Raw genomic sequence first — 12,371 nt, 5'->3', positions numbered from 1 at the left:
CGCTCCTCAAACGCCGGCGGGGCTGGAGGATCGCCTCAAACCCCGGCGGGGCCGGGTTTGGCGGGGCCGGGTGCGGGCCCGTGGTCAGCGGGGCTGTTCCGGGGGTCTTTGGCGGGGCATGTTCGGGCGGGTGCCCGGGGGGAGCGGGAAGCGGGCCGGGGGGACGTACGCGTCCGAGCGGGCTCCGTTCGCGCCCAGGGACTGCATCACCAGCGGCGCGGGGCCCGAGCTGAACTCGACCATCCACTCCGCGGTCTCCGAGCGGACCAGCTCCGTCACGTCCTCCGAGAAGCGGCGCAGGACGGTGAGACATCGTTCCGCCGCCTCGCTCGCCGTGCCCTCCGTCGGGCCCAGGACCTCGCGCACGTTCTCCGAGGCCCAGTCGAACTGCAGGGTCTGCAGGCGCCGCTGCACGGCCTGCGCGGTCGCCACGTCCCGCATCCAGCCCGAGGTCAGCCCGAAGAACCGGTCGCAGGCCAGGCAGGCCGCGGCCAGGAGGAGCGAGAGGTAGCCGTACGAGGCCGCGCCGGGCGCCGAGCCGGTCAGCTCCAGCAGCGGCATCGCGGCGCCCGTGACCGCGCCCACGGCCGCCCCGGCCCGCAGGACGCGGGCCCCCCGGCGCTTCCACGCCCGGTCGGACAGGTACCACTCGGCGGTGCGCAGCGCGTCGGCCTCGACCCGCCGGTAGAGCTCGTCGAGCCGCTCGGCGGGCTCGCCCCAGTCCCCGAGAGGGAACGGCCGCCCGGTAAGGTCGCCGTCCTCTGCGGGATCCCGGGGTGGCCCCTCGGGCTGCATATCCGGCTGACTCACCCGGCACTCCCTCTGCCTGCGCTGACGTGTGGTGGTGCGCGTGTGCGCAATGGTGCGCATGCTCTTCCTACCTTCGAATGGTGCGCGATGGGCGACGATTCCCGGGATTTCCGCCCGCAAGGAGGGCCCCAGCAGGTACGCGTACGCCTCGTCTCTCACTCGAAAGAGTTGGTCCTCACGGCGTAGGGCGCGGCGCCCGGGGAGCACGTAGGCTCGGATTTGACCGAGCGGTCCGATGCCCGGGCCGACGCGACGAAGCTACGGAGTGAGTGACCTGTGATTCCCGGTGGTGGTCAGCCCAACATGCAGCAGCTGCTCCAGCAGGCCCAGAAGATGCAGCAGGACCTCGCCGTGGCCCAGGAAGAGCTGGCCCAGGCCGAGGTCGAGGGCCAGGCCGGCGGCGGTCTGGTGAAGGCGACCGTCACCGGTTCCGGTGAACTGCGCGCGCTGGTGATCGACCCGAAGGCAGTGGACCCCGAGGACACGGAGACGCTCGCGGACCTGGTGGTCGCGGCGGTCCAGGCGGCCAACGAGAATGCGCAGGCGCTGCAGCAGCAGAAGCTGGGCCCGCTGGCGCAGGGCCTGGGCGGCGGCAGCGGCATCCCCGGCCTCCCCTTCTAGCCCCGGCACCTTCCCACCCCCACCGCTCCCCACTTCTCTCCACCGAAGCGAAAGCAGGCAGTCCGTTGTACGAAGGCGTGGTCCAGGACCTGATCGACGAACTGGGCAGGCTGCCCGGCGTCGGGCCCAAGAGCGCGCAGCGGATCGCCTTCCACATCCTGCAGGCCGAGCCCACCGACGTCCGCCGCCTCGCGCACGCGCTGCTGGAGGTCAAGGACAAGGTCCGGTTCTGCGCGGTGTGCGGGAACGTGGCGCAGGAGGAGCGGTGCAACATCTGCCGCGACCCGCGCCGCGACCTGTCGGTCATCTGTGTGGTCGAGGAGTCGAAGGACGTCGTCGCGATCGAGCGGACCCGCGAGTTCCGGGGCCGGTACCACGTCCTCGGCGGCGCGATCAGCCCGATCGAGGGCGTCGGCCCGGACGACCTGCGCATCCGGGAGCTGCTGGCGCGGCTCGCGGACGGAGAGGTCACCGAGCTGATCCTGGCGACCGACCCGAACCTGGAGGGCGAGGCGACCGCCACCTACCTCGCCCGCATGATCAAGCCCATGGGCCTGAAGGTCACCCGCCTGGCCAGCGGGCTCCCCGTCGGGGGAGATCTGGAGTACGCGGACGAGGTCACGCTCGGGCGGGCCTTTGAAGGAAGGCGACTTCTCGATGTCTGACGCAACGCTGCACGCCCTGGGGCAGGATCCGGACGATTTCGCCGTCCAGATCTCGGACCAGATCGAGTCCTTCATCGTCGCGGTCACCGAGGTGGCCAAGGGCGAGGACCCGGACAGCGCGGTGCCCTTCCTCCTCCTGGAGGTGTCCCAGCTGCTGCTGGCGGGCGGCCGGCTGGGCGCGTACCAGGACGTCCTGCCCGACGAGCGCTACGAGCCCGACCTGGGTCCGGAGCCGGACGTGGACGACCTGCGCGAGCGGTTCGCCCTCATGCTGGAGCCGGTCGACGTCTACTCCGAGGTCTTCGACCCCTACGAGCCGCGCAAGGCCCCGGTCGCGCACCGGATCTCCGACGACCTCGCCGACGTGGTGGCCGACCTGCGGCACGGGCTCATCCACTACCAGGCGGGCCGGGTCACCGAAGCCCTGTGGTGGTGGCAGTTCTCGTACTTCACCAACTGGGGCCCGACGGCCTCCGCCACGCTGCGCGCCCTGCAGTCGCTCGTGGCGCACGTACGGCTGGACCAGCCGCTGGAGGCCCTGGACGGGCTGGACACGGACGAGGACCTGGCCGAGGACGACCTCGCGGAGCAGGCAGGGCAGGTCATGGCGCAGGAGCTCGGCGGTCTCGGCCGGAAGTGACCGGCCGGAAGTGACCGCCGGAAATGAGCTCACCGGCGGGGCAACCCATTCTTTGATCCTTTCGTCTCATGATGTGGTACGAGGCGGTCGGATCCCGGGCGCTCGTTAGACTGCACCAGCAATGAGACGGACTGAGCGAGGAGCGCACGTGGGCCTTGTCGTGCAGAAGTACGGAGGCTCCTCCGTAGCCGATGCCGAGGGCATCAAGCGTGTTGCCAAGCGGATCGTGGATGCCAAGAAGAACGGCCACCAGGTGGTCGTCGTGGTTTCCGCGATGGGCGACACGACGGACGAGCTGATCGATCTCGCGGAACAGGTGTCCCCGATGCCTGCCGGACGCGAATTCGACATGCTGCTGACCGCCGGAGAGCGGATCTCCATGGCCCTGCTGGCCATGGCGATCAAAAACCTGGGCCACGAGGCCCAGTCGTTCACCGGTAGCCAGGCAGGCGTCATCACCGACTCGGTCCACAACAAAGCGCGCATCATCGATGTCACGCCGGGCCGTATCCGCACCGCGCTGGACGAGGGCAACATCGCCATCGTCGCCGGTTTCCAGGGAGTGTCCGCGGACTCCAAGGACATCACCACCCTGGGCCGCGGCGGCTCGGACACGACCGCCGTCGCGCTCGCCGCGGCGCTGGACGCCGAGGTCTGCGAGATCTACACCGACGTCGACGGCGTCTTCACCGCGGACCCCCGCGTCGTGAAGAAGGCGAAGAAGATCGACTGGATCTCCTCCGAGGACATGCTGGAACTCGCGGCCTCCGGTTCCAAGGTGCTGCTGCACCGCTGCGTCGAGTACGCGCGCCGCTACAACATCCCGATCCACGTCCGCTCGTCCTTCTCGGGACTGCCGGGCACCTGGGTCAGCAACGAGAATCCGCAAGGGGACGCGCAGGTGGAGCACGCCATCATCTCCGGAGTCGCTCACGACGTCTCCGAAGCCAAGATCACGGTCGTCGGCGTCCCGGACAAGCCGGGCGAGGCCGCGGCGATCTTCCGTGCCATCGCGGACGCCGAGATCAACATCGACATGATCGTGCAGAACGTGTCCGCCGCCTCCACGGGCCTGACGGACATCTCCTTCACGCTCCCCAAGGCCGAGGGTCACAAGGCCATCGACGCCCTGGAGAAGGCGAAGGCCACCATCGGCTTCGAGTCCCTGCGCTACGACGACCAGATCGGCAAGATCTCCCTGGTCGGCGCGGGCATGAAGACGAACCCGGGCGTCACCGCCTCGTTCTTCCAGGCGCTGTCCGACGCGGGCGTCAACATCGAGCTGATCTCCACCTCCGAGATCCGCATCTCGGTCGTGACCCGCCAGGACGACGTCAACGAGGCCGTCCGCGCCGTGCACACGGCCTTCGGCCTCGACTCCGACAGCGACGAAGCCGTCGTCTATGGAGGCACAGGCCGTTGAACGCGGGCGGCGCCCGGTCGACCCCGGCTCCGGCACTCGCCGTGGTCGGGGCGACCGGAGCGGTCGGCTCCGTCGTGCTCCGGATCCTGTCCCAGCGGGCGGACGTCTGGGGCGACATACGCCTGATCGCCTCCTCGCGCTCGGCCGGCCGCCGGCTGGCCGTCCGCGCCGAGGAGACCGAGGTGCTGGCCCTCACCGAAGACGCCTTCGACGGCTTCGGGCGGGGGGACATCGCGCTCTTCCTGACCCCGGCCGAGGTCTCGGCCCGGTGGGCTCCCGCCGTCACCGCGCGCGGTGCCGTCGTGGTGGACCAGTCCGCGGCTTTCCGCGAAGACCCCGAGGTGCCGCTCGTGGTGCCCGAGGTGAACGGGCACGCGGCCAGGGTCCGGCCGCGCGGGATCGTCGCGGGGCCCGACTGCGTGACCGCCGCGATGATCGCGGCACTGGGCGCGCTGCACGCCGAGTACGGGCTGGCCGAGCTGGCCGTCTCCTCGTACCAGGCCGCGAGCGCGGCCGGGCGGGCCGGCTCCGAGGTGCTGCGCCGTCAGCTGTCGCTGGTCGCCGGAACCTCCCTGGGGGAGCAGCCCGGGGACGTGCGCCGTGCCGTGGGCGAGGACACCGGTCCCTTCGCGGCCCCGCTCGCGCTCAACGTCGTCCCCTGGTCCGGTGAGCTGCGCGAGGACGGCTGGTCCTCGCACGAGCTGGCCGTACGGGCGCAGACGCGGCGGATCCTGGACCTGGCGGAGCTGCCGGTCTCGGTGACCTGCGTACAGGTGCCCGTACTGACCGGGCACTCGCTGACTGTACGGGCCCGCTTCGCGGCCGCCGTCGACGCGGTGCGCGCCCGGGAGGTCCTGGAGGCCGCCCCCGGGGTGGTCGTCGTGGACGACCCGGAGACGGGGGAGTTCCCGACCCCGTCGGACGCCGCGGGAACGGATCCGGCCTGGGTGGGACGGCTGCGGCGCTCGCTCGACGACCCGGCTTCCCTGGAGTTCTTCGTGTGCGCGGACAATCTCCGCCAGGGCGCCGCGTTGAACGCCACGCGCACCGCGGAGCTCGTCGCGGGTGAGTTCGGCTCTTTCGCTTTGTAGGATCATCGGTGATCCCTTGATCAAGGTGATGGCCCGACGGCCGCCGTCGTACGACGGGACCGGCGGGGAGAGCGGCTACGCATGAGGGCAATGGGAACCACGCCGATGAGTCTGCCTCGCGCGTACAACCCTGATGGGGGGACGCGTGTCCAACTGGCGTGGCAGAAGCATTGCTGGACTTCCCCGTCATATCGGTGCGTACCGGGACCATCCCGTCGCGCCTGCGTTCCCGTACGCACGGCGGATTCCAGGTGATCGTTCCCGTCCCGCCGGCCGCGACGCCCGCGGCCCCGGCCCTTCCCTCCGGCGTACCGACCCTGGGCGGCCTCGTGCCCGGGCCCCGCGATAGCGCGGAGGCCACGGCGAGCACCGGGACGGCCGATGTGGTGGCGGGCACCACCGTCGACCACCTCACCGAGACCTACCAGGCCCACTACCGCTCGCTCCTCGGCCTCGCCGCGCTCCTCCTCGACGACACCGCCTCCTGCGAGGACGTGGTCCAGGAGGCCTTCATCCGGGTCCACTCGGCCCGCAGCCGGGTCCGCGACCGGGAGAAGACGCTGGCCTACCTGCGCCAGACCGTCGTCAACCTCTCGCGCTCCGCCCTGCGCCGCCGCATCCTCGGCCTCAAGCTGCTGTCGAAGCCGATGCCGGACATGGCGAGCGCCGAGGAAGGCGCCTACGACCTGCTGGAACGGGACGATCTCATCAAGTCGATGCGCGGTCTGCAGCGCCGTCAGCGCGAGGTCCTCGTGCTGCGCTACTTCGCGGACATGACGGAAGTCCAGGTCGCCGAGACGCTCGGCATATCGCTCGGTTCGGTCAAGGCGTACGGATCGCGGGGCATTGCCGCGCTGCGTGTGGCGATGGAGGCGGCGCAGTCATGAACGAGGACCGCAAGGTGAGCGAGGAACAGGCACTGCGGAGCCTGCGGGACGGAGCCTCCGGCGAAGGCGGCCTGCACGGGCTGACGCGCGGGTCCGCCGGCGAGGGCCAGGCGGCGCTGCGCGAGCTGATGCGCGGTGCGGGCGGCGGCGGGCTGAACCCCGCCGGTACGAAGCCGGCCGGCGCGCAGCCCGAGCACACGCCGTCCCAGGGCACGCCGTCCGAGGGCACGCAGCCCGCGGGCGGGCTGTCCGCCGCCCTGCGGTCCGGCGGCGACGAGGACGCGATCCGGGAGCTGCTGCGCGGCGCCGTCGGGGGACTCGAACCCTCGCGCGACGCGCTGGAGCGGCTGCGGCACGCCGTTCCGCTGCGCCGGACCCGCAAGCGGCAGGCCATGGTCGCCGCGGCGGCGGCCGCGCTGCTCGTGGGCACCGCGGTCCCGGCCGCCCTGCGCATGACGGGCGGCCAGGGCGACTCCACCGACCACTCCACGATGGCGGGCCACGGCCAGCAGGGCGCGAACAAGAAGAACGGGGTCTCCGACCCCCACCAGAACGGCAACGGCGTCGAACCGAAGCCCTCCAAGCCCGCCGCCGGTACGGGCCAGGGCGCGGGCGGTGCCTCCGGTGCCGCGCCGGCCCCGTCCGGCAACGGCCTGCCCCCGGTCGGGCCGAACGCCAAGGCGACGGGCGGCACCGGAACCCTGCCGGGCGGCTCCGTAGCAGGAACCGTTCTGCTGCCTCCGCCGGCGGCTCCGGGCGTGCCCGGCTGCAGTGCGGACCAGCTCGGGGTGTCGGGCAGCGCGCGGCCCCCGGAGGCCGACGGCAAGGTCTACGGCAGTTTCAAGGTCACCAACGTCTCGGGGCGGGGCTGTACCGTCCTGGGCCCGGACACGGTGACCGCGGCCCCGGCGGGCGGTCCCGCCCCGGGTCAGGGCGGCTCCGGGGTGGCCGTGGTCGGCCACACCGCGGGCGATCCGGCGACCGGGCTGCCCGACCCGTCGGCGGAGGCCCCGCTGATGCTGCTCGCGCCGAGCGCGGCGTACGAGGTCCGGTTCGCCTGGGTGCCGCCGCAGCAGGGTTGTACCGGCACGGGCGGATCCGGGGGCTCCAAGCCCCCGCAGGGCGGCTCCGCGCAGTCCGCGGACGCGGGCGCGCAGTCCCAGGCGGCTCCCCCGTCGCCGGAGCCGACCGGCGTGGCGGTGTCCCACACGCCGAGCACGCCGCTGCCGGGCGCCCCGACGACGCGGACGACCATCCCGGACGCGTGCGGCGGGACGGTCTACCGGACGGGTGTCATTCCGCTGGCGGAGCAGCCGAAGCCGTGACGGCGGCGGCCTTCGCGGGCTCCGGCAGGAGTCCCGCGGCCTCGTCGCGCAGGGTCTCCACCTCGCGCCGGTAGAGCCGGAACCACATGAAGAGCACGAACGCGGCGAAGACGAACCACTCGCCGGTGTAGCCGAGGTTCTGGAAGGCCTTGAGGTCGAGCCCGGTGTTGACCGGAGCCCGTGCGGGGACGGGCGTCAGCCCGTCCGCCGGGGTCTGCACGGTCAGCCAGGCGTCGTACAGGCCGTACGGCACGATGTTGACGAGCGAGGCCGCTCCGATGACTCCGAGCTGCCCGGACGGCAGGCCGCCCGAGGAGTAGACGCCCTTGGTGCTGGAGTTCTCCGAGGCCTGGAGCACGCCCGTCACCTCGACCCGCCCGGTGGGGGCGGCCGGAGCCCGGCCCGCGTCCGCGGCGCCCGGCAGCCAGCCCCGCACCACGGGGACGGCCTTGCCGGTGTCGGTCTTGAGCAGGGTCAGGACGTAGAAGCCGGTCTTTCCGTCGAGCCGCCGTTCCGGGACGAGCAGCTGGTCGGCGTACTCCCCGGAGACCGAGGCGAGCCGGCCCGAGGTCTTCTTGTCCACCGGGAGCAGCGAGTCCAGCGGCGCGGCCGCCTGCTCGGCGGGGCGTGCGCCGGCGGCCTCCTTGTGGCTGTCGACGCGGTCCTCGAACCGGCCGAGCTGCCAGGTCCCCATGAACAGGCAGAAGGGAACGCCGAGCGCGACGAAGACGTTGATCCCCCACCAGCGCGGGGTCAGGAGAAACCGGTGCACCCCACCACCGTACGGGGGGTGCACCGGTCCGCCGGTGCCGGGGCTACCGCGGCAGGTGCTTCAGCGCGAAGTCCAGCTCCATCCGGACCTGCTTGATCCGCTCCTCCACGACGAGCGAGCCGTGCCCGGCGTCGTACCGGTAGACCTCGTGCTCCGCCCCGCGGGCCGCCAGCCGGTCCACGTAGTTCTCGATCTGCTTGATCGGGCAGCGCGGGTCGTTGACGCCGGCCGCGATGTGCACGGGCGCCTTCACCGCGTCCACGTACGTCAGCGGCGAGGACACCTCGAAGCGCTCCGGGACCTCCTCCGGCGTGCCGCCGAAGAGGGTGCGGTCCAGGGACTTCAGCGCCTCCATCTCGTCGTGGTAGGCCGTCACGTAGTCCGCGACCGGTACGGCGGCCAGCCCCACGGCCCAGGCCTCGGGCGACCTGCCGAGGCCGAGCAGCGTCAGGTAGCCGCCCCAGGAGCCGCCCGACAGGACCAGGCGCGCCGGGTCGGCGAGGCCGGAGGCCACCGCCCACTCGCGGACCGCGTCGATGTCCTCCAGCTCGATCAGGCCGACCCGGTGCTTGAGGGCGTCGGTCCACTCGCGGCCGTAGCCGGTGGAGCCGCGGTAGTTGACCCGGACCACCGCGAAGCCGTGGTCCAGCCAGGCCGCCGGGGTCGCCGCGAAGGCGTCGCTGTCGTGCCAGGTGGGTCCGCCGTGGATCTCGAAGACCGTCGGGAACGGGCCGTCGCCGTGGCCCGCGGGGCGCTGCGCCAGGGCGTGGATCCGGCCGCCCGGGCCCTCGACCCACACGTCCTCGACCGGCACGGAGCCCGGCGGCCGGAAACCCGGAGGGTCGAGGACGACCCCGCCCGCGGTGGACCGTACGGAGGAGGGCTCGGCCGCCGAGGACCACTGGTACTCCACCGAGCCGTCGGGCCGCGCCGTCGCGCCGGACACCGTCCCCGGCGGCGTGTCCAGCCGCACCAGCTCGCGCGCGGCCAGGTCGTAGCGGAAGAGTTCGCTGCGCGCCTCGAAGCCGTGCTCGATCAGCAGCGCGGACCCGTCGGGGTACCACTCGGCGCCGACGTCGCCCGGCAGGTCGATGTCGAGCTCCTCCTCGGTGCCCGCGGTCACGTCCCACACCATCGGCTCCCAGCGGCCGCGCCGCTGGTGGCCGATCAGCAGCCGGGTGTCGCCCGCGACGGGGGCGAAGCCGAGGACCGTGAGGCCCAGCTCGAGCGTCCCGCCCGCGGTGTCGTCCAGTTCGGCGACGGTCTTCCCGTCGAGGGTGATCACGCGCAGCGAGGAGTGCATCGCGTCGCCGTGCTCGGTGTGCTCGACGGCCAGCAGGGTCCCGTCGCGGGACAGGTCGCCGACCCCGGCCGACTCGCGGTGCCGGTAGACGACGGCCGGTGCCGAGCCGTCGGTCCGTACGACGTGGATGGTGCTCCCGTCCTCGTCGGTGGAGCGCCCGACGACGGTCGTCCCGTCGCGCCCGATGGCCAGGCCGGCCGGGTACGAGGGCTCCAGCCCGGGGGCGGCCGGCTCGTCGGGGCCGCCCGCGAAGGGCTGGCGGACCCAGGTGCCGAACTCGTCGCCGTCGGTGTCGGAGAACCACCAGATCCACTCGCCGTCGGGGGAGAGGGTGCCGTCGGTGGTCCCGTTGGGCCGGTCCGTGGCCTGGCGCTGCGTGCCGGTGGCGCGGTCCCAGGCGTAGAGCTCGTAGGTCCCGGTCGCGTTGGAGACGAAGAGCGAGCGGTCGGGCGCGTCCTCGGCCCAGTCGGGCAGCCCCACCCGCGGGGCCCGGAAGCGCTTCTCCCAGTCGGGCACGGCGGCGAGGGCGTCGGCCCCGGTGTCGGCGGTGGTGTCGGCCGCGGTGTCTGCGGTGGCGTCGGCGGTGGCGTCAGTCATGCCCCCATGTAACCCGATCGCCCGAGATGCCGACTGCGCCGAACGGGCGCAAGGTGGTCTGCGTACGAAGTTCTGCCCGTTCCCGTCACGAGGAGCAGCGGTCATGGCGAAGAAGGCCCGTACGGGGCACCACGTCCACCAGGATTCCGAGCGTGCGCAGGCGAAGAACACGGCGGCCGAGGCACGCGCGAAGGCCGCCGTCAGAGACGTGCAGTCGCTCTCCGCGAAGACGCGCGGCATGCAGCAGAAGGCCCAGGCCAAGCGCGGCTGACGCGCCGCGTACGTAGGCTGGCGCCATGCGGATGATCGTCCGGGGTGCCCGGCTGCTCCACAGCGAAGGCCTGCACGACGTCGAGGTCGCGGAGGACGGCCGGATCGCGCGCGTGATCCCGTACGACGACCAGAAGGAACCACCGGCGACGGGCGTGCTGATCGAGGCCCACGGCGGTCTGCTCAGCGCGCCCTTCGTCGAGCCGCACATCCACCTCGACACGGCCCTGACGGCGGGCGAGCCGCGCCCGAACGCCTCCGGGACCCTCTGGGAGGGCATCGCCTGCTGGAGCGAGCGCAAGCGGACCCTGACCCGCGAGGACGCGATCGCGCGGGCCACCGAGGTGCTGCGCTGGCAGGCGGCGCAGGGCGTCCTGCACGTCCGTACCCACTGCGACGTCACCGACCCGGCGCTGACCGCGCTCGACGCGCTGCTGGAGGTGCGCGACCGGGTCCGGGACGTCATGACCCTGCAGATCGTCGCCTTCCCGCAGGAGGGCATCGTCTCCTTCCCCGACGGCGAGGCGCTGCTGCGGGAGGCGGTCCGGCGCGGGGCCGACGTGGTCGGTGCGATCCCGCACTTCGAGGACACCCGGGAGGACGGGGTGGCCTCGCTGTCGATCGCCTTCGCGCTCGCCGAGGAGCGCGGACTGCGGATCGACGCGCACTGCGACGAGATCGACGACGAGCAGTCGCGTTTCGTGGAGGTGCTGGCCGCGCTCGCGCTGCGCTCGGGGCTGCGCGAACGCGCCACCGCCTCGCACACGACGGCCATGGGTTCCTACGGCGGCGCCTACAGCTTCAAACTCCAGCGGCTGCTGTCGCGTTCCGGGATCAACCTCGTCTCCAACCCCTTCGCCAACCTCAACCTCCAGGGCCGGTTCGACGCCTACCCGAAGCGGCGCGGTCTCACCCAGGTCAAGGAGATGCTGGCGGCGGGCGTGAACGTGGCCTTCGGCCACGACGACGTGATGGACCCCTGGAACGCGCTCGGCACCGGGAACCCGCTGCAGACCGCCCTCGTCGGGATCTACGCCGCCCAGCTCACGGGGGCCGAGGAGATCCCGGTGGCCTTCGAGATGGTCACCGAGCGCGCGGCGCGCGTCCTCGGCCTGTCCGGGGCGGAGTACGGCATCGCCGAGGGGGCGCCCGCCTCGTTCGTCCTGCTGCCGGCCGAGTCGCCCACCGAGGCGGTCCGCCGCCAGGTCCGCCCCCGTTACGTCGTCTCGCGCGGCACCGTCCTCGCGGAGACCCCGGCGGCTCCGGCCCGGCTGATGGCCTGGCCGGGGGAGACGGGCCCGTCCGAGGTGGACTTCACCCGACGCCTACGCTGACCTCCCATGACCCTTGTGACATGGACTCTTGACACGCCGTCGGCCCGGGCCGCGCTGGAGATCGCGACCGAGTACACGGACGCGGCGCTGCTCAACCACTCCGTCCGTTCGTACGCCTTCGGGGTCGAGTACGCGGACCGGCACGGGCTCCGTCACGACCGGGAGCTCTTCTACGTCAGCGCGCTGGTGCACGACCTCGGGCTGACCCCGCCCTTCGACAGCCACACGCTGCCCTTCGAGGAGGCTGGCGGGCACGTCGCCCGGGTCCTGACGGCGGGTCTGGGCTGGCCGGCGGAGCGCCGGGCGCGCGCCGAGCGGATCATCGTGCAGCACATGCGGGAGGACGTCACGGCCGCCGAGGACGTGGAGAGCCACCTGCTCCAGATCGGCACGACCGCGGACGTCTCCGGAACCGGCGTCGGCGACGCCGACCCGGTCTTCACGGCCGCGCTCCTCGCGGAGCACCCGCGCCTCGGCTTCGGCGAGGCCTTCTTCGCGCTGGTCGCGGACCAGGCGGCGCGCAAGCCGCAGTGCGCGGCGGCGGCTTACGTGGCGAGCGGCGCGCAGGCCCGGATCGCGGCGAACCCGCTGGACCGGCGGGGCTAGGGGGTGTCTTGCCGATCAGGCCGGGCC

At 72.7% G+C, this 12,371-nt stretch carries 13 protein-coding genes; 10 read left to right on the top strand and 3 right to left on the bottom strand.

From position 1 onward, the window contains the following. Nucleotides 1-84 precede the first annotated feature (84 nt). Nucleotides 85-810: an SLATT domain-containing protein gene (locus ACWGDE_RS23875; RefSeq protein WP_453391043.1), complete on the bottom strand. Its 726-nt coding sequence runs from the start codon at nucleotides 808-810 to the stop codon at nucleotides 85-87. 276 nt (nucleotides 811-1,086) lie between these two features. Here ACWGDE_RS23875 and ACWGDE_RS23870 point away from each other — a divergent pair, with 276 nt between their 5' ends. The 7 genes from ACWGDE_RS23870 to ACWGDE_RS23840 all read left to right on the top strand — a co-directional run bounded on the left by ACWGDE_RS23870 (nucleotide 1,087) and on the right by ACWGDE_RS23840 (nucleotide 7,462). After that, nucleotides 1,087-1,431 (top strand): YbaB/EbfC family nucleoid-associated protein, encoded by a 345-nt coding sequence (locus ACWGDE_RS23870; protein WP_112450812.1) that lies wholly within the window; start codon nucleotides 1,087-1,089, stop codon nucleotides 1,429-1,431. A 65-nt stretch (nucleotides 1,432-1,496) separates the two neighbouring features. Then, nucleotides 1,497-2,096, top strand: a complete 600-nt coding sequence (gene recR, locus ACWGDE_RS23865; protein WP_453391042.1) for a recombination mediator RecR — start codon at nucleotides 1,497-1,499, stop codon at nucleotides 2,094-2,096. After that, on the top strand, nucleotides 2,089-2,736 hold the full coding sequence (locus ACWGDE_RS23860) for a DUF5063 domain-containing protein (RefSeq protein ID WP_453391041.1): 648 nt from the start codon (nucleotides 2,089-2,091) through the stop codon (nucleotides 2,734-2,736). The genes recR and ACWGDE_RS23860 overlap by 8 nt, the downstream gene beginning before the upstream one ends. A gap of 148 nt (nucleotides 2,737-2,884) precedes the next feature. Beyond that, complete coding sequence (locus ACWGDE_RS23855) at nucleotides 2,885-4,159, top strand: aspartate kinase (RefSeq protein ID WP_385330909.1); 1,275 nt, start codon at nucleotides 2,885-2,887, stop codon at nucleotides 4,157-4,159. Further along, a complete protein-coding gene (locus tag ACWGDE_RS23850) occupies nucleotides 4,156-5,250 on the top strand; it encodes an aspartate-semialdehyde dehydrogenase (protein ID WP_453391040.1) in 1,095 nt (364 codons plus the stop codon). Before ACWGDE_RS23855 ends, ACWGDE_RS23850 begins: the two co-directional genes overlap by 4 nt. 158 nt (nucleotides 5,251-5,408) lie before the next feature. Beyond that, nucleotides 5,409-6,137, top strand: coding sequence for a SigE family RNA polymerase sigma factor (locus tag ACWGDE_RS23845; RefSeq protein ID WP_453391039.1), 729 nt, complete (start codon nucleotides 5,409-5,411; stop codon nucleotides 6,135-6,137). After that, the gene (locus ACWGDE_RS23840; RefSeq protein WP_453391038.1) at nucleotides 6,134-7,462 is read left to right on the top strand and encodes a hypothetical protein; all 1,329 of its coding nucleotides are present in this window, start codon (nucleotides 6,134-6,136) and stop codon (nucleotides 7,460-7,462) included. The genes ACWGDE_RS23845 and ACWGDE_RS23840 overlap by 4 nt, the downstream gene beginning before the upstream one ends. Here ACWGDE_RS23840 and ACWGDE_RS23835 read toward each other — a convergent pair. Then, the gene (locus tag ACWGDE_RS23835; RefSeq protein ID WP_453391037.1) at nucleotides 7,431-8,234 is read right to left on the bottom strand and encodes an SURF1 family protein; all 804 of its coding nucleotides are present in this window, start codon (nucleotides 8,232-8,234) and stop codon (nucleotides 7,431-7,433) included. The two genes, ACWGDE_RS23840 and ACWGDE_RS23835, sit on opposite strands and share 32 nt — an antisense overlap. 43 nt (nucleotides 8,235-8,277) lie before the next feature. Beyond that, a complete protein-coding gene (locus ACWGDE_RS23830; protein ID WP_453391036.1) occupies nucleotides 8,278-10,134 on the bottom strand; it encodes a prolyl oligopeptidase family serine peptidase in 1,857 nt (618 codons plus the stop codon). A gap of 103 nt (nucleotides 10,135-10,237) precedes the next feature. Here ACWGDE_RS23830 and ACWGDE_RS23825 point away from each other — a divergent pair, with 103 nt between their 5' ends. From ACWGDE_RS23825 to ACWGDE_RS23815, 3 genes are read left to right on the top strand one after another with little or no spacing between them, the layout of a single operon-like run. Next, nucleotides 10,238-10,405, top strand: a complete 168-nt coding sequence (locus ACWGDE_RS23825; protein ID WP_453391035.1) for a hypothetical protein — start codon at nucleotides 10,238-10,240, stop codon at nucleotides 10,403-10,405. A gap of 25 nt (nucleotides 10,406-10,430) precedes the next feature. Continuing rightward, complete coding sequence (gene codA / locus ACWGDE_RS23820) at nucleotides 10,431-11,738, top strand: cytosine deaminase (protein WP_453391034.1); 1,308 nt, start codon at nucleotides 10,431-10,433, stop codon at nucleotides 11,736-11,738. A 6-nt stretch (nucleotides 11,739-11,744) separates the two neighbouring features. Next, nucleotides 11,745-12,344, top strand: coding sequence for an HD domain-containing protein (locus ACWGDE_RS23815; protein ID WP_453391033.1), 600 nt, complete (start codon nucleotides 11,745-11,747; stop codon nucleotides 12,342-12,344). Nucleotides 12,345-12,371 lie beyond the last annotated feature (27 nt).

The organism is Streptomyces sp. NPDC054956, assembly GCF_053609185.1.
Note: the sequence above shows the minus strand (reverse complement) of the source record. Positions and strands in the feature narration are given on the sequence as shown.